Origin of the sequence: Amycolatopsis sp. WAC 04197 (assembly GCF_003947475.1) — a bacterium.
GTDB lineage: Bacteria > Actinomycetota > Actinomycetes > Mycobacteriales > Pseudonocardiaceae > Amycolatopsis > Amycolatopsis japonica.
Genome location: NZ_QHJK01000015.1, coordinates 156,834 through 178,342, shown reverse-complemented (window position 1 = coordinate 178,342; position 21,509 = coordinate 156,834). Strand labels below are relative to the sequence as shown.

The window sequence follows — 21,509 nt, the reverse complement described above, 5'->3', positions numbered from 1 at the left end:
CCCGGAGCGCCTCGTAGGCTGGGCAGGTGACCGGGACGACGACGGCCGAGGTGCTGGCCGAACTGGCCGAGCTCGAGGATCCGCGCGCACGCCAGGTGAACGAGAAGCACGGCGACGACCACGGGGTGAACCTCGGCAAGCTGCGCGCGCTCGCGAAGCGGCTGAAGACCCAGCAGGAACTCGCGCTGGAGCTCTGGGCGACGGACGACACCGCCGCGAAACTGCTCGCGCTCCTCATCTGCCGCCCGAAGGCGTTCGGACGCGACGAGCTGGACCGCATGGTGCGCGAGGCCCGCACCCCGAAGGTGCACGACTGGCTCGTGAATTACGTGGTCAAGAAGAATCCGCACGCCGAAGAGCTGCGCGTGGCGTGGTCCGCCGATCCGGACCCCGTGGTCGCGAGCGCCGGCTGGGCCCTGACCACCGAACGGGTGGCGAAGAAGCCCGAAGGCCTCGATCTCGCCGGGCTGCTCGACGTCATCGAGGCGCAGATGAAGATCGCGCCGGATCGCCTGCAATGGGCGATGAACCACTGCCTGGCGCAGATCGGGATCGAGCACGCCGAGCACCGCGCGAGGGCGATCGGCATCGGGGAGCGGCTGGAAGTGCTCAAGGACTATCCGACCCCGCCGAACTGCACGTCGCCGTTCGCGCCCGTCTGGATCGCGGAGATGGTGCGGCGGCAGGACCCCGCGCGTTCGTGACCCGGGTTTGAAGCGTCGCTCAGCCGAGCGCGTCCGCCTTGATGGCCTCGAACTGGGCACCCATGCGCCCCGCGAGCGCCTCGGCCGCCCGCAACGGCCGGACCATCACCTTGAAGTCGACGATCTTGCCCTCGGCGTCGAAGGTCAGCAGGTCGCAGCCGTTGATCTGAAGCCCGTCGACGGTCGCTTCGAACTCGTACACGTGGTGCGCGCCGTCCTGGATCTCGCGGACATACCGGAAATCCTCGAACACCCGCAGGACCCCGCGCAGGATCGCCGCCGTGATCGCCTTCCCGTGGTAGGGCTTGAACGCCACCGGGCTGGTGAAGACCACGTCGTCGGCGAGCAACGCCTCGATCGCGGCGGCGTCCTTCGCTTCGACTGCTTCACGGAACGTAGGCATGGCGATCTCCTCATAGTCAACTTGTTGAGTAGATGCCGCCGAGCGTAGGTGATCACCGCTCCGCTGTCCAACAAAGTGTCCAGTCAACTTTGCGACTAATCGCCGCGGTGCTTATCATCGCGCCATGGCGCTGCGGAACGCGATCCTCGCGACGCTCCTGGACGGCGAGTCCTCGGGCTACGACCTGGCGAAGAGCTTCAACGCGTCGGTCGCCAACTTCTGGACCGCGACACCGCAGCAGCTCTACCGCGAGCTGGACAAGATGGAATCGCAGGGCCTCGTGGCGGCCCGGGTGGTCGAACAGGAACGACGTCCCAACAAGCGCCTCTTCTCCTTGACCGACGCCGGCGCGGCCGAGCTCGCCGGCTTCACCACGCGGGCGCCGAAGCCGACCGCGATCCGCGACGAACTGCTGGTGCAGGTCCAGGCGGCCGAGGCGGGCGACGACGAGGCGATCCGGCGCGCCGTCGCGGACCGGATGGCCGTCGCCGAAACGAAGCTCAAACGGTTCGAGCGCCTTCGGGAGCGGTTGCTCGGCGACTCCGCCGAGGAGGAGTTCCTCGCCACCGCGCCCCGCGTCGGGCCGTATCTGACCCTGGCCCGTGGGATCATGTTCGAACAGGAGAACATTCGCTGGTGCGCGCGGGTTCTCGCGGTGCTCGAACAGAGGTGAACGGCTTGGTTGAGCGGAAAAAGGGGCCGAAGTTCCGTCAGGTGGTGCTGGACGGCACCGACGTCCGCGTGCTGGCGGAGTTCTACCGGCGTCTGCTGGTCTGGGACTACCGCCCTGGCGACGAAACGCCCCCGCCCGGCGCCGAGGACAAGGACTGGCTGGTGCTGCGGAACCCGGACGGCGGGGCGCAACTCGCCTTCCAGCAGGTCGATCGGCTGGAAGAGGCGAGCTGGCCGGATCCCGAACCCGTGCCTCAGCAACTGCACCTGGACCTGACCGTTGACTCGGTCGAGGAACTCGACGAGCAGCACGCCCGCGTCCTCGAACTCGGCGGGCGGCTCCGGTACGACCGCAGCGACGACCCCGAGGAACCGCTGCGCGTCTACGCCGATCCGGCGGGGCATCCGTTCTGCGTTTTCGTCGCCTGAGCGCGCTCAGGCACGGCAGAGCACCGCGTCCGGAGTGCGATTCGAGCCGACACGGCCGGTGTACGCCACACCGGCGACGTATTCGCCCGGAGCGCATTGCCCTTTGTAGTGGCCCGAGGCGAAGTCGCCGCCGGGATTCCCGGACGGCCGGTTGTCGCCGCGGTCGAACCAGACCGTCCGGCCGGTGCTGCCCAGCGGGGTGGCGGACCGGCCGCAGAGGAGCGCGGAGAACGCCGCGCCGGTGACGCTGTAGCCGACGGCGGCGTGCCCTGGCGGGCATTGCACCTTGGTGTAGCCGGACGCCCAGTCTGTGTCCACATAGGACTCATCGCGGACCACTGTGTATCCTGTCGGCGCGGCGAGCGTGCCGGTGCACAGGCCCCGGTTGCCGGTATGGGCAAGGCCGCTGAGCCGCTGGCCGTCGGGGCAGGCGCCCTTGCGAGCGCCCGGATTCCAGTCTGCCATGGCGCGAACCTTGCGCGAGGCCTGGAAATCGGCGTAGTCGAGGTTCAGCATCGACCAGCGCTCGGCGTCGGGAATCCGGCCGGAGCGGGACGGCGCGTCCACCAGCCGTCGCCAAGCCGGGCCACGCCAGTCCGCACCGTCGAGCACGTCGACGCGCCTGCCGCCGGTGTCCCAGGAGAGCAGCGACCAGCCGTTGCCCGTTCCGCCTTCGTGGAAACCGACCGCCGGCCAGTAGGCGAAGTCCGTGTCGGTCTCGGCGAGGTAGCCGACGAAGTTCTCGAACCAGGCACGGCTCGCCGCGTCGGTCGTGTGACGGCCTTCGCCGAACTCGCTGATCCAGAGCGGTGCGGTGTAATGCTTCCCGGTCTCCGCCGAGACGAAGAACGCTTGCCGGTGAAGGACATCGCGAAGTTCCTGAGGTGACAGGTCACGGTAGCGCGGGTCATGGGTCTCGCCGGTGCCGGTCGCCCCGGAGTGGTTCGGACCGGTGTAGCCGTAGAAATGCGCGGCGTAGACCAGTTTTCCGGAGTCCACGAGCGTATGCGAGAGCGTGCGAGCCGGCTCCAGTGTCGGCCTTCCGTGGGGAAGGCCGTCGACGGGCAGGCCGGTCCAGTTGATGCCCTCGACGATGAGCAGCAGATCGGGATTGGCCTCGGTCTGGATGCGGTCGGCCACCCGCTGGCTCGCGCGTTGCCAGTCCGTGCCGTTTCCCCAGCCCCAGTTGGGATCGTCGAAGACGTTCCGCCGGACCTCGTTGTACAGATCGGCGCCGACGACCCGCTTGTTCGCGGCGTAGCGGCGGGCCATGAACAGCCAGTCGTCCTGCCAGCTCTGCTCGGTTTGCGCGGTGTTCCAGCGTTCGTTGCCGTCGAGACCGCAACACCAGCGCGAGGTCGTGGTGTGGTTGTTGAGGATCACCGCGAACCCGCGCGCGGTCAGCCGCGCGACGACGCGATCGTAGACCTGCAGCGGAGTCAGGCCGCGCAGTCCCGGGTTCGCCGGGAGATCGGGGACGGGCTTGGTGTCGTGGATCATCGCGTTGGAGAAGGGCAGCCGGACACTGTTCAGGCCCAGTTCGGCGAGCCCGTCGATGACGGTGTCGATCGACGCGCGGTCCAGCCCGAGCGGGGTCTGGTAGGCGATCTCGCCGGCGTGGTGCGCGGCCGGATCGTTCACGTCACCCGAACCGGTCCAGGTCCCGCTCGCGCCGTGCCAGTTGGCGGCCTTCAGCTTGAACCGGTCGCCCGCCGCGTCGACGATGTAGCGGCCACGCGTGCTGAGCGGCGCCACCCAGCCCGACGGATCCGCCGCGGCGACTGCGGGCGGGGGAATCACGATTCCGGCGGTCACCAGGACGGCGAGCAGCACACTCTTGATCCTCACCAGCCGGAGGCTAGCCACTCGCGCGGCCGGTTGTATACGGACGATCGGGTAGCTTGCCCGCATGACCACCGCGTTGATCATCGGTGACCTCCAACGGGGTATCACGGGCAATTACCCGTTCACCGGAACAGTCCTGCCGCCGATCAAGAGTCTGCTGCCGCGGGCGCGGGCGGCCGGGGCGCTCGTCGTGTTCGTCCACTTCGCACTCCGCGGCAACGGGACCGACCTGCCGGCCGGGAACGCCTTGTTCAAGTCGTTCCACGAAGCGGGGGACACCTTCCACGAGGGCTCGGCCGGGACCGAGATCGACCTGCCGGTCGCCGACGAGGACGTGGTCGTGCTGAAACGCCGGGCCAGCGCGTTCGCCGGCACCGATCTCGATCTGGTGCTCCGGGCCCGGGGCGTCGACACCGTCGCGATCGCGGGGGTCGCGACCAGCGCGATGGTGGCCGCGACGGCCTACGACGCGGCGGATCGTGGCTATCACGTGACCGTGCTGCGCGACGGTTGCGCCGACGGGGATCAGGCGATGCACGACTTCTTCGTGGACACCGTCTTCCCGAGCCGGGGGTTCGGGGTCGTGACGTGCGCGGACTGGCCCGGCGAATAAATCGCGCGAGCGAAGCGCCCGGATGTGGCACGGTGATCGGCGAGCTGATCGAGGGGGCCGTGGATGGAGACGAAGCGACTCGGGCGCACCGACGTCGAGGTGACGAGGCTGGGCTTCGGCGGTGGACCGCTCGGGGGCTTGTTCGCGCCACTGGACGACGACACCGCGGCGGGGGCGCTGGCCGCGGCCTGGGACGGCGGGATCCGGTACTACGACACGTCTCCGCACTACGGGATCGGGCATTCCGAGCGCCGCGTCGGCGAGTTCCTGCGCTCGCGGCCGCGCGATTCCTACGTCCTGTCGACGAAGGTCGGCCGCCTGCTGATCCCCCAGGAGGCGGACGGGAAGCTGGATCCGGCGGGCTTCCACGTCCCCGCGGCGCACCGCCGGGTCCGCGACTTCACCCGTGACGGGATCCGGCGCAGTGTCGAGGATTCGCTGGAGCGGATGGGCCTGGACCGGATCGACGTGCTGTACCTGCACGACGCCGAGGAGTACTTCGCCGACGCGCTGCGCGAAGGCTATCCGGCCCTCTCGGAGCTGCGGTCGGAAGGGATCGTCGGCGCGATCGGCGCCGGTATGTACGACACGGCCATGCTGACCACTCTGGTCAGGGAGACCGATGTCGACGTGGTCATGCAGTCCGGGCGCCACACGCTGCTCGACCACAGCGCGCTCGACACCTTCCTTCCGGCGTGCGAGGAACGCGGTGTCTCGGTGATCGCGGCGTCGATCTTCAACTCCGGGCTGCTCGCCGTGCCGCGGCCGGCCGAGGGCGCGTACTTCGACTACAACGCCGCCACGCCGGAGGTCGTGGAGCGGGCGAACCGGATCGCCGACGTGTGCGAGGCGCACGGCGTGACGCTTCCCCAAGCGGCGATGGCCTTCCCGCTGCAACATCCGGCCGTCGCCGGTATCGCGGTCGGGATGCGGTCCGCCGAAGAAGCGCGAAGCAACTTGGAATCCTTCGAAGTGAAGGTCCCCGCACAGGTCTGGGCCGATCTGCGGGCCGCGGGCTTGATCCGTTCGACAGCGATTAGGGTGGACTGATGGTGTCGGTCAAACAGGTACAGGTCACGTTCGATTGCGCGAAACCCGAGCGCCTCGCCCGGTTCTGGTGCGAGATCCTGGGCTACGTCGTGCCGTCGCCGCCGGAGGGATTCGACACCTGGGACGACTACAACCGCACGTTGCCGCCCGAGAAACAGGACGCGGGCTTCGTCTGCAGTGACCCCACTGGCGTGGGCCCGCGGCTGTACTTCCAGCGTGTCCCCGAAGGCAAGGTCGTCAAGAACCGGGTGCATCTCTGCGTGCGGGCGGGCACCGGCCTGGTGGGGGAGGAGCGCCTCGCCGCGCTCCAGGCCGAATCCGACCGCCTGACGGCGCTCGGGGCGGTGCAGCAGCGTGTCCTGCTCGCCGACGAGGAGAACGAGTCGTGCATCGTGATGCAGGACATCGAGGGCAACGAGTTCTGCCTGGACTGACCTCAGCCGGTGGTGCGGATGCTGAACGTCGTGACGCAGAAACCGCCGTCCGCCTTGAGATCCGAGATCACGATGCCCTTCGCCGACCGTCCTTTGGCGACTCCGGCGACGTCGGCGAGGACGAACCGGGACGACCCGTTGACAGAGGTCACCTGAACACGTGACCCCAGCGGGATCAGGGAATCGATCTTGTCGTCCATGAACCTCTTCTGCGCCTCGCAGGCCAACGCGATCGCCCCTGGCTTGTCGCTTCCGGCGATCTTGGTGAGGAAGTCCACGATCACCTGAACGCCCTGCGCCGGCGGCGTGGCCGGGCTCCTGGTGGGGGTGATCCTCGGACGGCTGACCCTGGTGCTGGTCGGGCTTTCCGTGGTGCTCGTTGGCGAGGAGGTCGTCGTCGCCGGGCTGGAGGTGGGGGTGGGCAACGAGAGCCCGGGACCCTTGCGGAGCAGGAAACCGGGGGCGGCGAAGCCGGTGATGCAGAAGGCGACCAGTGCGATCACCGCGACGAGGATCCCGACGGCCACGCCGGGCTTGACGGTCGCGGGGCGGTTGTTCTGCTGGTCGGGCAGGCCTGGGTAGGTCATCGGAGGAACCTTCCGTGCGGGATCTGGACGGGCGATCCGACGGGGTCTCTCCGGTGGGGGTTCCGATCCTTTCGGGGTTCTTACGGCTTCGCGAAAGGCGTGCTGGAGTACTCCATTATGGACGGTTTCGGTGCCTCACGGTGGTCGTGAGTGGCGTTTCGGGTTAGAACCCGAAACGCCACTCACGACCCGCTGTAGCGACGGTCAGCAGGGGTTCAACAGCCAGCAGAGCCGATAGTTCGCCTGGTAGGTCGTCGACGTACCGGGCGCGATGATGTTCTGCGCCCGCGCGCCGCCGTGCGCCCAGCCGGTGAAGGCGTACTTCAGGTTCAGCGGGGGCAGTTTCTGCGGGCTGTCCGCGCTGATCGAGTTGGTGGATCCCGCGATCACCGTCCGGGAGAACGGCGTGCGTTGCTGCGTGCCGCCGACGGTGAGCGTCGCCTGGCTGGGACTGGAGGTGAAGTTCAGCGACACCGTCTTCGGCTGGAGGTCGACGGTCTTGCTGCCGGTCCGGCCGGTCGAGTCGGTCGCGGTGAGGGTCAGTTGCAGGTACGACGGGTAGTCGTGGTCCGGCGCGACGAACGACCCGGACGCGACGCCGGGGAAGTCCTGGACGTTGTGCGTATGGCAGGTGCCGTTGGTCGCGCAGTGCCGGATCGCGAGCCGCCACGACAGCGCCGATGCCGGGAGCTGCCCGTCCTGGGCGTCGACCGCGCGGCCCGAGAAGGACACGGTCTGGCCGACCGACCAGGTCAGCGTCCCCGCCGGGCTGTCGATGACCGGCACCGGGTCGAGGCCTTCCGGGTTCCCGACGGTCACCCGCACCGTCGTGGTCGCGCTCGCGCCGTGGGAGTCCGTCACCCGGAGCCCGGCGTCGACGGCGGCTGCCGCGGTGTAGGTCCAGGTGGGGTCGGCGGCCGACGAGTCGTCGTACGCGCCGTCGGCGTCGAGGTCCCAGGCGTAGGACAGGGTGTCCCCGGCGTCCGGGTCGGTGGACGCGGTGCCGTCGAAGCGCACCGTCAGTGGCGCCGGTCCGCTCGACGGGGTCGCCGTGGCCACCGCGGTGGGCGGCCGGTTGGTGCCCCCGGGATGGCTGACGCGACGGAGTTCGCCGCTGCCGAGCGCGACGTAGAACAGGTCGCCGCCGGGGCCGGTCAGCACCTGCACCGGGACGTTGACTCCGGTCACGAAGGGCACGAGACGGCTCGCGTTCGGCTGGCCGTCGACGGTCTGCATGGCCCAGATGCAGCCACGGGAGGAGTCGGCGAAGAACAGCGCGCCGGAATACTCGGCCGGGTAGTTGCTGCCGGATTCGAACGCGATGCCGCTGATCGAAGAGCCGCCCGTGGGGCACGGGTCGCTCGCGACCACCTTGGAGCGGTGGTTGTAGGCGTAGTACGGGGCGGAGTGCCCGCCGGAGGAGTAGAGGGATTCGCACCGGTCGAGGTTCGCGCCGTCGTAACCGGCCTGCCTGGCGTTCCCTTCGAAACAGGGCCAGCCGAAGTTCTCCGCCACGCTGTCGCCGACGTCGGCGACGCGGTTGATCTCTTCCCAGGTGTCCCAGCCGACGTCGCCCGCCCAGAGTTCGCTGGTGCCCGGCCGGAAGCCGAAGCGGAACTGGTTCCGCGCGCCATAGGCGATCACGCGCCGCGCGTTGGCGTCGGAGCTGTTCGCGAAGGGGTTGCCGGGGACGCCTTCACCGGTGTCCGGGTCGATGCGCAGCAGCGTGCCGTTGAGCAGGACCGGTTGGCCGGCGGCGCGTCGCGGCGACTGCGAACGCAGCGCGCCGCCTTCGGCCGCGGGCGGCGTGAGGTTCGTCCCGGCGGGTGAGGGCGGATCGGCACAGGGGTTCCCCACCTGGCCGTAGTCGGCGAACGAGAAGCTGGCGCCGTCGCCACCACCCGCGTACAGGGCGCCGTCCGGGCCGAAGGCGAGTGCGCCGACCGAGTGGCTGGGGAACTGCTGGCACCAGCCTGTGACCAGCGGTTTCTCGCTCACGGCCGTGCCGGCCGAGCCCATCGTCAGCTGGGAGACACGGCCGGTCACGACGCAACCCTTGTCGGTCGCGCCCGGCGGGGTCGGGCAGGCGTCACCCCAGCGCGGCGCGGTGCCGCCGGGCTCCGCGTCGAGGGTGTACGAGACGTAGACGTACGGCCTGGCGGGGAAGGCGGGGTCGACGGCGAGCCCGAGCAGGCCGCGGTCCCAGAAGTCCTGCGTCTGCGTGCGGAGGTCGGCGAACACCGTCGCCGTCGGGTCGGCGAGCGAGTCGAAGACCTTGACCAGGCCGCTCTTCTCGGCGACGAACACCCGGCCGTCCGGCGCGAACGCGGTGGCGGTCGGCGAGCTGAGCCCGCCGATCGCCACCGTGTCGGTGAAACCGGTGGGCACGGCGGCTTCGGCCGGTGCCGCGGCGACGAGCCCGACCGCGAGCGCGCCGACCAGCGGGCCGATGACACCCACCGCCAGCGCGCGTCGCGATCTTCGGGGGAACAGGAAACGACGGGAATTCAACACGCGAATCCTCCTGCGGCGGGGACCGGACGGAACAAGACAGCTCTCCGGTATGCCGCAGGAAGGCCGAAAGTTGTTACGCCTCTGACAGGAAATGCGCACAACTCGCTAAACGGATCAGGGGGTGGCGGCAGGAAATCCGGTCAGGCGGGCGAGTGCGTCGAAACCGTCTTCGGTACCGGGCCAGTGCGCGCGGACGGCGTCGAGCCCGGCGCGGCGGACGACGCCGCGCAGGACGAGGGTGACGATGATGGCGTCGTCGGCATAACCCAGAACGGGGATGAAATCGGGGACGAGGTCGATCGGCAGGGCGAGGTAGACCAGCAGCAGCGCGAGCCTGATCCGGACGCCGCGGGACAGCGTCTTGTCCGCGGCCAGACGGCGGATGAGCCGCAGGACGTCGGGCAGCAGCCGCAGCGCTTCCCGGAGCAGTCCGCCCCGGGGTCGGGCGAGCACGAGTGCCACGACGAGCGCGAGCCAGGCCAGGAGCAGCGCACCGGCGACGCCGAGCAGCAGATCCCACCAGAACGAGCCGGTCATCGCTTCGTCCCCGCCCGGATCTCGGGCGCTTCGGCGCGCAAGGCGGCTTCCTCGAAGGCGGCGAGTTCGGCCGCGGCCAACTCGACGGCGTCGCGGGCTTCCTGGCCGCGTGAGGCGCCGAAGTAGTCGCGGGCGGCGATCTTGGCGAGCCAGCTGCGGAACCGGTGCAAATCGGCTTCGGATTCCTCGACTTCCGCGTAGGTGGCGTTGCCGCGGGCCTGCTCGTCCGCCAGTTCCCGGTGAAACTCGGGCAGCCGCTCGAGGACCTCGGCGTACTCGGCGTCGCGGGCCTCGTTCAGTTCGGCGATCACCGCACACTCTTCGGCCGGGTCGGTGAACGCCATCGGCAGCGCACGGGCCGTCCCGCCCTGATGGCGGACCCGGTCGAGCAGACGGCGGATCTCTCGCACCACCTCCGCCCGCGCGGGCAGCAGGCATACCGATTGCTGCAGGTAGAGCGCGCCCAGGGAACGGAGTTTGCGCCAGACCTGAACCCGCAGCGAGTCCGGTCCGCCGGCGGTGGACACGCTGATCACCAGCCAGTTCCGGCCGTCGGGTTCGTCAGTCACGGTGCCATGTTACGCCCGTAACATCGGTATGGCTCAGCCGTAACCCTGGTCAGCGGGTCGGCGCGACTTTCTGATCCACGTCGCGGCCTAGCGCGGCATCGTCAGCAACGTGGGTGCCGCCGGGATCGAGTCACGGTCCACGGAAAAGACGGTGAGGAAGTAGTTCGCCGTAGCGCAATTGACGTTCTCCCCGCCGGTGAGCTTCGCGGTCAGCGTGTCGCGCTCGATGGTCAGTTCGGCGCCGTCCTCGGCGCAACCGGGCACGACGAAGGCGAAAGCGCGCCGATCGGCCGGCGGTGCGAACGACAAGGCGGCACGGACCTCGTCCGGTTTCGCGAGCTTGGCGCGTTCCAGGATGCGCTGGAACTCCTGCCCCTCGGCCGTCCCCAGTTCCGCGGGCTTCAACCCCGCCGGCCGAGGGGCCGAGCCGAGGCCCACGAAGGACTCCAGCTTCGCCTGACTCGCGCCGGCGCCGGCGCCGCATCCCGCCAGGACCAGGAGGAGGCACAGTGCGATCCATCTCATGGGCCGAGGACGTAATGGGTGGGTCATTCGGTTGCGTCGACTTGGTCTCGAACCGGCATCCCGCCGCGTAAGCCTCGGTGAGGCGTGTCGCGAAAGCCACTTTCGGGACATCCAACGTCGCGAAAGTGGCTTTCGCGACACGCGCCCGGACGCCTGGGCCGACCGCTCGCGCTGGCGTTGTGAAAGCCACTTTCGCAACCTTCAACGTTGCGAAAGTGGCTTTCACAACGTGCCCCACCGTAAGCGTCCACAAAGGACTGAATCAGCCGAGACGTCCTCGCCGGAAAGGCTCGACCCCGACGACATGGCGGACACGCGTCGGCTCGACGAGAACCTTCACCCGCCGTTCTCCGGGAATCCGCCATTCGAACCGGTCGGTGCCGACGTATTTCTTCGCCAGCCGGTCCATACAGCGATCCGCCTCGTCGCCTTCGACGAACTCGACGGCCCGGCCGTGGATCACCACCCGGTCGTAGGGATCGGCCATGTCCAGGCACGACAACGACACGCGAGGATCGCGGCGCAGGTTCTCCTCCTTCACCCGGCCGATGGCGGTGTTGAACACGATGAAGTCGCCTTCGATGTCGACCCACATCGGGGAGACCTGAGGCGAACCGTCCAGGTTCACCGTGGCCAGATGCCAGAAGTTCGGTGCCACGACCCAGTCGCGGATCTGCTCGTTCAACTCGGCCACGAGGCCCTCCAGTGAGTCGTCGATCAGGACGACGATTGTCGCGTGACCGGCCGCGGATGTCACCCGTCGGCTATTGACAGACATGACAGTATTTTTCCAACTAGCTGACTAGTGCGTTGCCTGGGTCGTGGTCGAGCGGACGACGAGCCGGGCAGGCGCCTCTGGGGAGAGGAACTGTGCATGCAGCCGACCCGCCGTATCTCCTTCGTTCTCGCGCTCGGCGCCGTGGCGGGGCTCGCGTTCGCGCCACCGTCTCTCGCGGGGCCGGTGTCCGGTGACGACTACTACAAGGACGCGCTGGGCAAGACCGGCCCCGAGCTCAAGGCCGCGTTGCACAAGGTCATCAGTACCGGCACCAAACTGACCTACGACCAGGTGTGGGACGGGATCAGGGCCACCGACGAGGATCCGGCCAACAAGGCGAACGTCGTGCTGCTCTACAGCGGCCGCTCACAGGCGAAGACCGCCAACGGCGGGGGAGTCGACGACTGGAACCGGGAACACGTCTGGGCCAAGTCGCACGGCGACTTCGGCACGGCCGTCGGGCCGGGGACCGACCTGCACCACCTGCGCGCGGAGGACGCGTCGGTCAACAGCACCCGTGGGAACAAGGACTTCGACGCCGGCGGCTCTCCCGTCGAGGAGGCGCCCGGCAGCCTGACCGACGACGACTCGTTCGAGCCGCGGGACGCGGTCAAGGGCGACGTGGCGCGCATGATCCTGTACATGGCCGTCCGCTACGACGGCACCGACGGTTTCCCTGATCTCGAACCCAATGACGCCGTCGACAACGGCTCCAAACCCAACATCGGCCGGCTTTCGGTGCTGCTGACCTGGAACACCCAGGACCCGCCCGACGCCACCGAGCAGCGCCGGAACCAGGTCATCTACGACCAGTTCCAGCACAACCGCAACCCGTTCATCGACCACCCGGAATGGGCGGCCTCCATCTACGGCTAGCCGGCGAGCTTCCGGTAGAAGCACACCCGGTCCTGGCCGGGGCCGTCGTAGTCGCCGTGCACGGGAAGACCGTCGATCACCCGGTCGCCGTCTTCGAGCGTGAACCCCATGGCGCGATGGAAGGCGATGGATCCGGTGTTCGCCGGGGAGGTGATCGCGCGGACCTCCGTGCGGCCCTCCTCGGCGGCGTGCCGGAAGAAGGTCGTGTACAGGCGGCGCGCCGTCCCCTGACCGCGGAGTTCCGGATCCACGCCGACGAAGTGGATGTAGGCCTCGACGTCGTTGTCGGGAGCGTGAAAGCCGACGAGAAACGCCCTGATGCCGGTTTCGTCTTCCAGGACAAGGCTCGTTCTTGAGAAGAACTGGAGGAACAGCTTGGGCAGCAGCAGCGAGAGTTCGCGGGCCTCGGCGGGGGTGCGCGAGTCGCCCCATCACCGCTGGACACGGTCGACGATCGCGCTGTGATCGGAGACGTCGGCTCGGCGCATGTCGTTCTCCTCTCGATGCCGTGGCCGTTCGTTTCTACAGGCGCTCGGTGAGGAACGCGAGGATCTCGTCCCTGGCCCGCACCGTGGGGTGGCCTTCGGCGTCGACGAGGTGGGCGGTGACGACGCTGTGCGGGGTGCCGACCACGTCACGGAAGAACGGCGGCGGGTCGGTGTTCGCGGCGGTGTCCGGCAGGACGCGCCCGTCGAAGGCGTCACCGAGAAGAGCCCGGTACGCGGCGAAGCGCTGTCCGGTGCACCAGCGGTCGCCCTCGAAGCGGTAGGCGAGCACCTTGAGGCCGTCGCGCGAGATCCGGTCCCGGAGCGCGGCCGCGTCGTCGTCGCCGAGTTCGAGGCCGCCCGGGTCGTCCAGCGGCAGCGACGGGTGGTTGACCACGGGGGCGATCACGGCGGGTTCGAGTGCCATGGTGAGCGCGAAGTTGCCGGTGAAGCACAGGCCGATGGCGCCGATCCCGGGACCGCCGCATTCCGCGTGGGCGATCCGCGCGAGCCCGCGCAGCCACCGCGTGACGGGGCTGGTGCCGCCTCCGGCGAACGCCCGGAATTCGGCGCTGACGCAGGCTCGGCGGACCACTTCTTCGCCTGCCTCGGCGGTGGGGTAGGCGCCGTCGACCCCGAAGAGTGAGGGGACGTAGACGGTGAACCCCGCGTCTCGCACCCACCGCGCGAACCGGAGGACGTCGGGGCTGATGCCGGGCATTTCCGGCATCAGCACCACGCCGGGGCCGGAACCCGCGACGTGAACGGTCTTCGTCACGCCGTCCACCTCCACCGGGCGGTGGGAGAAGTCGGCGATCGCATCATCGGAGTGTTCGCGCATGACCGCAGCTTCGACGAGGGTGGCGATCAAGGGAATGGGCCGGATCGCCGGATATCGGGGTAATCTCGCCACGTGTTGCGAGTCGGTGTCCTGGCATACCCGGGCTGCTTCGCGTCCGAAGTCTTCGGTGTCCCCGATCTGCTCACCATGGCCACGTACGTCGCCGGCCCGGACCACGCCGGGTACGAGGTTTCCGTCGTCTCGCCCCGCCGCCGGGTCGTCGCGTCGGGAGGTGTCACGTTGACCGTCTCTCCGCTGCGCGAGGTCGACGTCCTCGTCGTGCCGGGCTTCGAGCACATGCCCGGCCAGGACATCGACGCGAAGCTGGCGCGGCTCGCTGGAGAGGTCGAGGCGATCCGTTCCCACGCGGCCGCCGGCAACGTCGTCGTCTCGATCTGCGTCGGCGCGTTCCTGCTCGCGGAGGCCGGGCTCCTCGACCATCGCCGCGTCACCACCTCATGGCTCTTCGCGGACGAGCTGGCCCGACGTCGTCCTGAAGCCCTGGTCCAGCCAGAGCATCTCGTCGTCACCGACCGGGGAGTCACGACGACGGCGGCCTTCAGCGCCATGTACGACTTCGCACTCGGACTGATCCGGGAACATAACGGTGCCGAAGTGGCACGGAAGACGGCGCGGGTGGCGCTGGTCGACGACGCGCGGTCTTCGCAGACGCCGTACGTCGACGCGCGGCTGCTTCCGCGGCCGGGCAACGGGTTCGCCCGCCCGGTCATGCGCTGGCTCGACCAGAACCTGGCCGCGCGCTACGACCTCGCCGCGCTGGCCGGACGGTTCAACGTCAGCACCCGGACGATGTTGCGGCGGTTCGCGGCGGAAGCCGGGCAGAGTCCGCTCGAATACCTGCACTCCTCACGCGTCCGGCGCGCCCGCCACCTCCTGGAGACCACGGACCGCACGGTCGCCGGGATCTGTGCCGCCGTCGGCTACCGGGACCCGGGGACGTTCGCCGCTCTTTTCGCGAAGCACACAGGACGGCGGCCGCGGGACTATCGCGCCGCCTTCCGCCGCGACGCGATTCAGTGATTTTCCCATTATCCGTCGATGTCCGACGGAAATGTTTTCACGAGTGTCGCCTTCCGGAAACAAAGACCATCTTCCCGTGCTGTAGAGTCCCCATTCGGGGTGATGATCTTCGGTGGGGCTTCTGCCTGCCGGATCATCTGATGAGAACGATGGGGTTTCTCGAGTAATCGGCGTGATGCCGTCCGTGTCGTGTGGCGCGTTCGCCGGTTTTCTCGAACTGGGGCAATTGGGGGTTCATCGAGTGAGCAGTGTCGAGCTGGCCGGTCCGCCGACGGTGGCGGAGCCCGGCCACGACGGAATCAGGCCGAGACCCGGCGGCGCGGCGTCCTCACGCCGGAGGTTCCCGTCGTTCGCGGGAGCATGCGCCGCGGTCGTCCTCGGTACGGTGCTGATCGCCGTCCACGCGAGTTTCTACGGAAACTGGATGATCGACGACGCGGCCATCACTTTTGCGTATTCCCGGAACCTCGCCGACGGTTTCGGACCGGTGCTGCAGCCGGGAGTGGAACCCGTCGAGGGCTTCTCGAACCCGGTCTGGATGGTGCTGCTGGCACTCGGGAAACTGCTCGGCCTGTTCGACAGCGGCACGATCTTCGGCGTCCCCGATTACGTCCTGTTCCCCAAGGGGCTGGCCCTGCTCTGCTGCTCGGCCATCCTGGTACTGGTGTACGTCGCGGCGAAGCGGGTGACATCGCGGCCCGCCCTGGTCACGCTGATCGCCGGCGCGGCGCTCGCGGCCAACCCCTCCTTCGTCATCTGGTGTTTCTCCGGTCTGGAGAATTCCGTTTACGCGCTCACGGCCACCGCGCTCGCCGTGGTCATCCTGTGCGGCGTCGATTCCGGCACGCTCCTGACCGCGAAGATCGCCGTGCCCGCCGGAGCGCTCGCCGCCCTCGCCGGGCTGAGCCGTCCGGACGGCGTCATTTACGCGGCCGCGTTCCCGATCGTGGTCGCGCTGTTCACCCGTCGCGGCGGCGTGCTCGCCGGCCTCCGCGCGGTGCTGCTGTCCGCGGCCGGGTTCGTCGTTCTCTTCGGCGGCTATCTGCTCTTCCGCTGGATCGAGTACGGGCGCCTGCTGCCCAACACCGCGGTCGCCAAGGCGCAGCCGCTCCCGGCAATCGGCGACATCGCCAAAGCCGGAACGGTCCTCCAATACGCGGGCTGGTTGCTGGTCGCGGTGGCGGTCGTCTGTCTCGCGCTGGTGATGCAGAAGCCGTCCAAGCTCCGCGCGGCGATGGTCGCGCTGCTGGTCCCGTTCGCCTTGTCGGTGATCGCCTTCTGTGTCCTGCAGGCCGACTGGATGGGGCAGCTCCGATTCGCCACCCCGATCTGGGCGCTCGGCACGCTCGGCGGCACGATCGTGATCGTCGAAACCCTGCGCCGAGCCCGTGTCCGGGGCCGTGTCGTGCTGGCGATCACGCTCGTCATCGCGGCGGCGTCGTCGGTCAACGGCTTCTACACGCAGGGCAAGAACTACCGTGACACACCGAAAACGCCGTTCTGCAGCGTCGTCGAGCGCGACGCCAGGGTGACCAACGGGGTGGCGGATCTGTTGAGGCTGCCCGATTCCGCGAAGGTCGGTGTGATCGACCTCGGCGGGATGGCACTGGTCAGCAGGCTCCAGGTGATCGACCTCGCCGGTCTCGCCGACCGCGTCATCGCCGACTTCCTCCGCACCGCCGATTTCGCCGGAGAGCGCCGCTACGTCTTCGACGAGGCCCGGCCGGAGCTGATTTCGCTCATCGGCACCTGGGACACCACGCTCGGCTTCGCGCAGGATCCGCGGTTCGAGCAGGAGTACGAGGTGCTCTACCGCAGCCCGCGGGGCCCGGCGGCGTTCGGTGACGTCGGGGTCTGGGTGCGCAAGGATCTCGTGCGGGATCCCGCGCTGCTCGCCGAGGCGCGGAAGTACGTCACCACCGAGACGGAGAAGGTCGTCGCGGTCAACGCGGTCGCGCATCTGCGGTCCTGCGGTGACATTCTGCGCCCGGGGCAGACACCCGGCTCGTGAGTGGCGTTCCCGCGCCGCATGTCACCCGTGGCCTCCAGCTCGACGCCGCACCGCCGACGGCGGCCGACTGGAACGTCAGTCGAGGCCTTCGACGATGCGGAAGTCGCGCTCGAACCCGTCGGGGAGTGCGGCCAGCGCCTCCTTGTAGGCCGCGCTCTCGTATGCGGCGACCGCCTGCTCGAAGGTGTCGAACTCGATCAGGACGACGCGCTCGGCGATCCCGGCTTCGTGGGCGACGACCCGGCTGCCGCCGCGGGCGAACGTCCGCCCGCCCGCGGCTTTGACGGCCCGACCGGCCAGCTTGTTGTAGACGTCAAGCGCCTCGGGGTCCGCGATGGTGGGGTAGACGCTGACCCAGTAGCCCTTGGGCATGGAACCTCCAGTGTTCGGATGGACTCGTGGCGCTAGGGGACCAGGTCCGGCCGGACCTTCGCGATCTCCTGGGTCAACTGCCGGACGATGGCGCTGCTCGGCAGTCTCAGCTCCACTTCGGGACCGGGTGTGGGCGGGCGCGTGAACAGCTTCGAGTGGCGGTTCTCGAAGTGACGGTCCTTGGGAGTGAACACCAAGGCGGACAGGACGGCCTTCGAGTTCGGATCGCCCTGAACCGGCGGGCGCGATTCCTGGCCGCGCACCGCGCGCACCTCGTCCCATCCGATCAGGTCGGATTTGCGGCCGGCTCTCCACCACAGACCACGTTCATCGGCCGCGAAGCGAATCATGTGGGGGACGGAGCCGATCATCAGCATCAGGCCGCTCAGCGCGAGCGCGCCGAAGATGAAGGACGCGGGGCCCTCGGGCATTTTCGATCTCGGTGACGGCGTCCCGACGTCCGGGAAGATGGCGGCCAGACCGAAGAAGACCAGCATGGCCAGTCCGCCGATGAACAACCAGCGACTGGATCGGTACTCGACTACGGGTGTCCCCGGGGTGGGTGACCATGTCTGTTCGGGCACGACCGGCAGCGTAACCGAAGGTGGCTCGGTTGCCCGTACGGGCAGCACGGCGTACCCGAAGGTCTGCCGTCGCGAGACTGGCCGGTCGACGCCATCGCGATCATCGTGGGAAGACCGCCGTCCGAGGAGGTCCGCAGTGATCCATGAGGTCGACGAGGCGCTGCGGCGGCTGGTACGGGGCGAGACCCGGCGCGGCAGCGAGATCGAGGTCGCGTTCGACGCGCCCAACAAGGAATGGGCGGCGCGGCGCAACGCCCCGACGGTGAACGTCTACCTCTACGACGTACGTGAGGACCTTCGACGCCGTTCACGAGGCCTGCTCAACGAGTACGACCAGCTCGGCAAGGTCTCGGCGCGGCACCTGCCGCCCCGGCACATCAAGCTGTCCTATCTGGTCACCGCGTGGACGCAGCGGCCGGAGGACGAGCACCGCGTGCTGTCCGACCTGTTGCTCGGCCTGCTCGCCCACGACGCCGTCCCCGAGTCTGCGCTCACCGGGTCGCTGGCCGAGCTGGGCCTGCCGGTGCCGATGACGGTCGCGTTGCCGCCACCCGAGGACCGCGCGTTCGCCGACGTCTGGACCGCTTTGGGCGGCGAACTGAAACCGTCGCTGGACGTCGTCATCTCCGCGCCGGTCCACAGTGGACGGGTGGTCCCGGCCGAACAGCCGCCGAAGGAAGGCCTGAAGCTCGACGCCCACGACGGTGAGCTGGTCGGGCACCACGTGGCGGAGAGCGGGGCGGTCGAAGGGCAGCGCCGGGTCGCGATGGCGCGCACCCACCGGAAGTCCCGATGAGCCTGGAGTACCTGTTCGAGCGGCTGGCGCGGCTCGAACAGCGGATCCGCGACGCGGTCGAGAGCCGCCGGGCCGCCGACCCGAACCCCGACGACCCCTTCCGCGGGCTGTACCTGTCGAACGAGACGATCGACGCCCTGCTGGAGGGCCACCGGGAGCCGTTCCCGCCGTTCACGGATTCCGTGCCGGGCGGCCGCCTGTATCCGCTGGCGGAGCGCGCGGGACTCACCGGCGTCGACGTCGAACTGCTGCTCGTCGCGCTCGCTCCCGACCTCGACAGCCGGTTCGAGCAGTTCTACGGCTACCTCAACGACGACGTGACCAGACGGCGGGCGACGGCGGGGTTGGCCTTGCGCCTGTGCGGCGTCCCCGAAGCGTCGGCCGCCGGCCGGGCACGGCTCGACGCCGATGCGCCGCTGATCACGTGCGGCCTGCTCACCATGGAAGACGAGGAACGTCCCTTCCTGTCACGCACGCTCCGGGTGCCCGACCGGGTGGTGAACCACCTGCTCGGCGACGATCGGCTCGCCCCGGAACTCGCCGGGTGCGCACATCTCGGCACGAGGGTCACCGACGTGGCCGGTGCCGATCGGCTCATCCGGGCGATCAGAGGCCAGGTCGGGTTGGTCTATCTCAGGGAGCATCCCGGCGGCGGTGCCGAAGAACTCGGTGTCGCGGCGCTGACCGGGGCAGGCCATCCCGCGCTGGTGGTCGACGCGGCACGATGGCAGGCGGAATCCCGGCACGGCGAGCTCACCGGGTCGCTCGTGCGGGAGGCGTTGCTGCGCGGTGCGGGGCTGGTGCTGGGCCCGGTCGACGAATCGCCGCGTCTGGAGAAACTCGCTCATCCGGCGGTCCCGTTCGTCGTGCACGGCACCGGGGCCTGGGATCCCCGGTGGAGCGCTATCCCGCCGTTGCAGCTCGACGCGTTCCCGTTGTCCGCGGCGAGCCGGGTGGATCTTTGGCGCAGCCATCTCGACGGCGGGCTCGCTCCGGATGTCGATCCGGGGGAGGCGACCGCGCATTTCGTGCTGGGGCCGGGGCAGATCGCCCGTGCGGCGAAGGCGGCGTCGGTGACGGCGCTGGCCGACGGCGGGCCGGTGCGGACGTCCCATCTGCGCGCGGGCGCGCGGAGCCAGAACGCGGCCGGCCTGCAGCGGCTCGCCCGGCGGATCGAACCCGTGGTCGGCTGGAGCGACCTCGTGCTGCCCGCGGGCGTACTGTCCCTTTTGGACGAACTGGCCGCGCGGGCACGCTACCGGGACCAGGTGCTCGACGAGTGGCGGATGCGGCCGGGCGGTGGCCGCGGCCGGGGCGTGACGGGGCTTTTCGCCGGCGATTCGGGGACGGGCAAGACGATGTCCGCCGAGGTCATCGCCGCTTCGCTGGGGCTGGACCTCTACACCGTGAATCTGGCGACAGTGGTCGACAAGTACGTCGGCGAGACGGAGAAGAACCTGGAGCGGATCTTCACCGAGGCCGCCGGAGTCAACGGAGTGCTGCTGTTCGACGAGGCGGACGCGATCTTCGGCAAACGGTCCGAGGTACGCGACGCACACGACAGGTACGCGAACATCGAGAGCGCGTACCTGCTGCAGCGGATGGAAACCTTCGACGGTATCGCCGTACTGGCCACCAACCTGCGAGCGAACCTCGACGAGGCGTTCACCCGGCGGCTGGACGTGATCGTGGACTTCCCGTTGCCGGACGTCGAGTTGCGGCGCCAGCTGTGGGACCGCTGCCTCGGCGCCCGGATGCCCCGCGCCGACGATCTGGACCTCGGGTTCCTCGCCGAGGCCTTCGAGCTGGCGGGCGGGCACATCCGCTCGGCCGCGGTGACCGGCGCCTATCTGGCCGCGGAAGCGGGCCGCCCGGTGGCGATGACGGATCTGGTCGGCGCGGTCGCGCGGGAGTATCGCAAGCTGGGCAGACTCTGCCTGGACCGCGAGTTCGGGCCGTATCTGGCGATGGTGACCGACGGCTGACCTGCCCGTTCGGGCAGCCGATGCCGCCCTTCCGGCCGCGCACCGCAACCTGGCGCGCGGCGCGGCGACGGCGCAAGCTGAACGGGCGGCGTAGCGACCGAGGGAGCGGACCATGCGCGGGCACAGTCACGACAACGACCTTGAACCGAGCCTGCGGCCGAAGGGCGACCGGATAGAGCGGGACGAAGGCGGTCTGCTGGGCCGCGCCGCCGCGGCCGGGCGCACCGATGTCCTCGGCCCCGCCGGCCTGCTCGACCTGCAGCGCGCCGTGGGAAACGCGGGCGTGAGCACCCTGGTCGAAGAAGAACGTTCGCCGGTGCACGACGTCGTCGGCTCAGGCGGCGGCGCGCCTTTGGACGCCGCGACGCGTGCGGACATGGAGGGCCGCTTCGGGCACGACTTCAGCGACGTCCGCGTGCACACCGACGGCGCCGCCCACGATTCGGCGAAATCCGTCAACGCGCAGGCCTACACGGTGGGTTCGAACATCGTGTTCCAGCGGGACAAGTACGACCCCGGTTCGGATTCGGGCAAGCACATGCTCGCGCACGAACTGACCCATGTCGTCCAGCAACGCAGCGGGCCGGTGGACGGGACCGACGCCGGTGGCGGGGTGAAGGTGTCGGATCCCTCGGATCGGTTCGAGCGCGAGGCCGTCGCGAACGCGGACCGGCTGATGTCGGCTCCTGCGCCTACCTCCGCCGTTCAGCGTTGTGAGGACGGTGGGCACTCCGCCGAGGATTCTGCCGCTGTTCAGCGCGAAGAAGCTCCTGAAGCCGAGGAAGGCGAAGAGGAGAAGATGGCGCAGACTTACGTGCAGCGCGAGGAAGAAACCGAGGAAGAATCCTAGGTTCCCCT

General features: G+C 69.2%; 24 protein-coding genes. 12 read left to right on the top strand and 12 right to left on the bottom strand.

All coding sequences use genetic code 11. The features are described 5' to 3' along the window. Positions 1 to 26: 26 nt before the first annotated feature. Positions 27 to 704 carry a DNA alkylation repair protein gene (locus DMC64_RS39490; RefSeq protein ID WP_125737680.1) on the top strand — a complete coding sequence of 226 codons (678 nt, stop codon included), beginning with the start codon at positions 27 to 29 and terminating at the stop codon, positions 702 to 704. A 19-nt stretch (positions 705 to 723) separates the two neighbouring features. Here the strand turns inward: DMC64_RS39490 and DMC64_RS39485 are convergent, their stop codons facing one another. Continuing rightward, the gene (locus DMC64_RS39485; RefSeq protein ID WP_125737679.1) at positions 724 to 1,107 is read right to left on the bottom strand and encodes a nuclear transport factor 2 family protein; all 384 of its coding nucleotides are present in this window, start codon (positions 1,105 to 1,107) and stop codon (positions 724 to 726) included. 124 nt (positions 1,108 to 1,231) lie between these two features. Here DMC64_RS39485 and DMC64_RS39480 point away from each other — a divergent pair, with 124 nt between their 5' ends. Next, a complete protein-coding gene (locus DMC64_RS39480) occupies positions 1,232 to 1,780 on the top strand; it encodes a PadR family transcriptional regulator (protein WP_125737678.1) in 549 nt (182 codons plus the stop codon). A 5-nt stretch (positions 1,781 to 1,785) separates the two neighbouring features. Next, a complete protein-coding gene (locus DMC64_RS39475) occupies positions 1,786 to 2,208 on the top strand; it encodes a VOC family protein (RefSeq protein WP_125737677.1) in 423 nt (140 codons plus the stop codon). Positions 2,209 to 2,214: 6 nt separating this feature from the next. On the opposite strand, the gene DMC64_RS39470 is transcribed toward DMC64_RS39475, so the two are convergent. After that, positions 2,215 to 4,041, bottom strand: coding sequence for a glycoside hydrolase family 5 protein (locus DMC64_RS39470; protein WP_125737762.1), 1,827 nt, complete (start codon positions 4,039 to 4,041; stop codon positions 2,215 to 2,217). A 76-nt stretch (positions 4,042 to 4,117) separates the two neighbouring features. Here DMC64_RS39470 and DMC64_RS39465 point away from each other — a divergent pair, with 76 nt between their 5' ends. From DMC64_RS39465 to DMC64_RS39455, 3 genes are all read left to right on the top strand, one after another. Then, positions 4,118 to 4,666, top strand: coding sequence for a cysteine hydrolase family protein (locus tag DMC64_RS39465; protein ID WP_037344412.1), 549 nt, complete (start codon positions 4,118 to 4,120; stop codon positions 4,664 to 4,666). Positions 4,667 to 4,729: 63 nt separating this feature from the next. Continuing rightward, the gene (locus tag DMC64_RS39460; RefSeq protein ID WP_125737676.1) at positions 4,730 to 5,716 is read left to right on the top strand and encodes an aldo/keto reductase; all 987 of its coding nucleotides are present in this window, start codon (positions 4,730 to 4,732) and stop codon (positions 5,714 to 5,716) included. Next, positions 5,716 to 6,150, top strand: coding sequence for a VOC family protein (locus DMC64_RS39455; RefSeq protein WP_125737675.1), 435 nt, complete (start codon positions 5,716 to 5,718; stop codon positions 6,148 to 6,150). Before DMC64_RS39460 ends, DMC64_RS39455 begins: the two co-directional genes overlap by 1 nt. Before the next feature lie 2 nt (positions 6,151 to 6,152). Here the strand turns inward: DMC64_RS39455 and DMC64_RS39450 are convergent, their stop codons facing one another. The 6 genes from DMC64_RS39450 to DMC64_RS39425 all read right to left on the bottom strand — a co-directional run bounded on the left by DMC64_RS39450 (position 6,153) and on the right by DMC64_RS39425 (position 11,576). After that, positions 6,153 to 6,737, bottom strand: coding sequence for a hypothetical protein (locus DMC64_RS39450; RefSeq protein WP_125737674.1), 585 nt, complete (start codon positions 6,735 to 6,737; stop codon positions 6,153 to 6,155). 204 nt (positions 6,738 to 6,941) lie between these two features. Then, complete coding sequence (locus tag DMC64_RS39445; protein WP_199755249.1) at positions 6,942 to 9,251, bottom strand: PQQ-dependent sugar dehydrogenase; 2,310 nt, start codon at positions 9,249 to 9,251, stop codon at positions 6,942 to 6,944. Positions 9,252 to 9,365: 114 nt separating this feature from the next. Next, a complete protein-coding gene (locus DMC64_RS39440) occupies positions 9,366 to 9,788 on the bottom strand; it encodes a YkvA family protein (RefSeq protein ID WP_125737673.1) in 423 nt (140 codons plus the stop codon). Next, positions 9,785 to 10,357 carry a Chromate resistance protein ChrB gene (locus DMC64_RS39435; RefSeq protein ID WP_125737672.1) on the bottom strand — a complete coding sequence of 191 codons (573 nt, stop codon included), beginning with the start codon at positions 10,355 to 10,357 and terminating at the stop codon, positions 9,785 to 9,787. Before DMC64_RS39435 ends, DMC64_RS39440 begins: the two co-directional genes overlap by 4 nt. Positions 10,358 to 10,444: 87 nt before the next feature. Continuing rightward, positions 10,445 to 10,882 carry a hypothetical protein gene (locus DMC64_RS39430; RefSeq protein WP_233629985.1) on the bottom strand — a complete coding sequence of 146 codons (438 nt, stop codon included), beginning with the start codon at positions 10,880 to 10,882 and terminating at the stop codon, positions 10,445 to 10,447. 262 nt (positions 10,883 to 11,144) lie between these two features. Beyond that, the gene (locus DMC64_RS39425; RefSeq protein WP_125737759.1) at positions 11,145 to 11,576 is read right to left on the bottom strand and encodes a PPOX class F420-dependent oxidoreductase; all 432 of its coding nucleotides are present in this window, start codon (positions 11,574 to 11,576) and stop codon (positions 11,145 to 11,147) included. A gap of 180 nt (positions 11,577 to 11,756) precedes the next feature. Between DMC64_RS39425 and DMC64_RS39420 the strand changes: the two genes are divergently transcribed. After that, on the top strand, positions 11,757 to 12,536 hold the full coding sequence (locus DMC64_RS39420) for an endonuclease I family protein (RefSeq protein WP_125737671.1): 780 nt from the start codon (positions 11,757 to 11,759) through the stop codon (positions 12,534 to 12,536). On the opposite strand, the gene DMC64_RS39415 is transcribed toward DMC64_RS39420, so the two are convergent. Both DMC64_RS39415 and DMC64_RS39410 read right to left on the bottom strand, forming a co-directional pair. Further along, positions 12,533 to 12,910 carry an N-acetyltransferase family protein gene (locus DMC64_RS39415; protein ID WP_370325747.1) on the bottom strand — a complete coding sequence of 126 codons (378 nt, stop codon included), beginning with the start codon at positions 12,908 to 12,910 and terminating at the stop codon, positions 12,533 to 12,535. The genes DMC64_RS39420 and DMC64_RS39415 overlap by 4 nt on opposite strands. Positions 12,911 to 13,058: 148 nt before the next feature. After that, on the bottom strand, positions 13,059 to 13,862 hold the full coding sequence (locus DMC64_RS39410; protein WP_125737670.1) for a dienelactone hydrolase family protein: 804 nt from the start codon (positions 13,860 to 13,862) through the stop codon (positions 13,059 to 13,061). Between the two features lie 72 nt (positions 13,863 to 13,934). On the opposite strand from DMC64_RS39410, the gene DMC64_RS39405 reads away from it, so the two are divergent. Together DMC64_RS39405 and DMC64_RS39400 are read left to right on the top strand one after the other, a co-directional pair. Next, entirely contained in the window at positions 13,935 to 14,903 is a 969-nt protein-coding gene (locus DMC64_RS39405) for a GlxA family transcriptional regulator (protein ID WP_125737669.1), read from the top strand. A gap of 241 nt (positions 14,904 to 15,144) precedes the next feature. Further along, on the top strand, positions 15,145 to 16,914 hold the full coding sequence (locus DMC64_RS39400) for a hypothetical protein (RefSeq protein ID WP_125737668.1): 1,770 nt from the start codon (positions 15,145 to 15,147) through the stop codon (positions 16,912 to 16,914). Between the two features lie 75 nt (positions 16,915 to 16,989). On the opposite strand, the gene DMC64_RS39395 is transcribed toward DMC64_RS39400, so the two are convergent. Together DMC64_RS39395 and DMC64_RS39390 are read right to left on the bottom strand one after the other, a co-directional pair. Next, positions 16,990 to 17,286 carry a DUF1330 domain-containing protein gene (locus DMC64_RS39395; RefSeq protein ID WP_125737667.1) on the bottom strand — a complete coding sequence of 99 codons (297 nt, stop codon included), beginning with the start codon at positions 17,284 to 17,286 and terminating at the stop codon, positions 16,990 to 16,992. 32 nt (positions 17,287 to 17,318) lie between these two features. Continuing rightward, positions 17,319 to 17,870, bottom strand: coding sequence for a hypothetical protein (locus tag DMC64_RS39390; protein ID WP_199755248.1), 552 nt, complete (start codon positions 17,868 to 17,870; stop codon positions 17,319 to 17,321). 136 nt (positions 17,871 to 18,006) lie between these two features. Between DMC64_RS39390 and DMC64_RS39385 the strand changes: the two genes are divergently transcribed. The 3 genes from DMC64_RS39385 (at position 18,007) to DMC64_RS39375 (ending at position 21,501) form a co-directional block, all read left to right on the top strand. After that, positions 18,007 to 18,666, top strand: coding sequence for a DUF4255 domain-containing protein (locus DMC64_RS39385; protein ID WP_125737666.1), 660 nt, complete (start codon positions 18,007 to 18,009; stop codon positions 18,664 to 18,666). Further along, positions 18,663 to 20,651, top strand: a complete 1,989-nt coding sequence (locus DMC64_RS39380) for an ATP-binding protein (protein WP_125737665.1) — start codon at positions 18,663 to 18,665, stop codon at positions 20,649 to 20,651. Before DMC64_RS39385 ends, DMC64_RS39380 begins: the two co-directional genes overlap by 4 nt. Positions 20,652 to 20,763: 112 nt before the next feature. Further along, positions 20,764 to 21,501: a DUF4157 domain-containing protein gene (locus DMC64_RS39375; protein ID WP_125737664.1), complete on the top strand. Its 738-nt coding sequence runs from the start codon at positions 20,764 to 20,766 to the stop codon at positions 21,499 to 21,501. The last annotated feature ends 8 nt before the right edge of the window (positions 21,502 to 21,509 follow it).

What these genes read in the sequence shown, in the direction of transcription:
- DMC64_RS39395 (WP_125737667.1), bottom strand. Translation starts at nt 17,286, where the DNA reads ATGCCCAAGGGCTACTGGGTCAGCGTCTACCCCACCATCGCGGACCCC.
- DMC64_RS39485 (WP_125737679.1), bottom strand. Translation starts at nt 1,107, where the DNA reads ATGCCTACGTTCCGTGAAGCAGTCGAAGCGAAGGACGCCGCCGCGATC.
- DMC64_RS39450 (WP_125737674.1), bottom strand. Translation starts at nt 6,737, where the DNA reads ATGACCTACCCAGGCCTGCCCGACCAGCAGAACAACCGCCCCGCGACC.
- DMC64_RS39430 (WP_233629985.1), bottom strand. Translation starts at nt 10,882, where the DNA reads ATGAGATGGATCGCACTGTGCCTCCTCCTGGTCCTGGCGGGATGCGGC.
- DMC64_RS39440 (WP_125737673.1), bottom strand. Translation starts at nt 9,788, where the DNA reads ATGACCGGCTCGTTCTGGTGGGATCTGCTGCTCGGCGTCGCCGGTGCG.
- DMC64_RS39455 (WP_125737675.1), top strand. Translation starts at nt 5,716, where the DNA reads ATGGTGTCGGTCAAACAGGTACAGGTCACGTTCGATTGCGCGAAACCC.
- DMC64_RS39465 (WP_037344412.1), top strand. Translation starts at nt 4,118, where the DNA reads ATGACCACCGCGTTGATCATCGGTGACCTCCAACGGGGTATCACGGGC.
- DMC64_RS39480 (WP_125737678.1), top strand. Translation starts at nt 1,232, where the DNA reads ATGGCGCTGCGGAACGCGATCCTCGCGACGCTCCTGGACGGCGAGTCC.
- DMC64_RS39410 (WP_125737670.1), bottom strand. Translation starts at nt 13,862, where the DNA reads ATGCGCGAACACTCCGATGATGCGATCGCCGACTTCTCCCACCGCCCG.
- DMC64_RS39375 (WP_125737664.1), top strand. Translation starts at nt 20,764, where the DNA reads ATGCGCGGGCACAGTCACGACAACGACCTTGAACCGAGCCTGCGGCCG.
- DMC64_RS39460 (WP_125737676.1), top strand. Translation starts at nt 4,730, where the DNA reads ATGGAGACGAAGCGACTCGGGCGCACCGACGTCGAGGTGACGAGGCTG.
- DMC64_RS39380 (WP_125737665.1), top strand. Translation starts at nt 18,663, where the DNA reads ATGAGCCTGGAGTACCTGTTCGAGCGGCTGGCGCGGCTCGAACAGCGG.
- DMC64_RS39420 (WP_125737671.1), top strand. Translation starts at nt 11,757, where the DNA reads ATGCAGCCGACCCGCCGTATCTCCTTCGTTCTCGCGCTCGGCGCCGTG.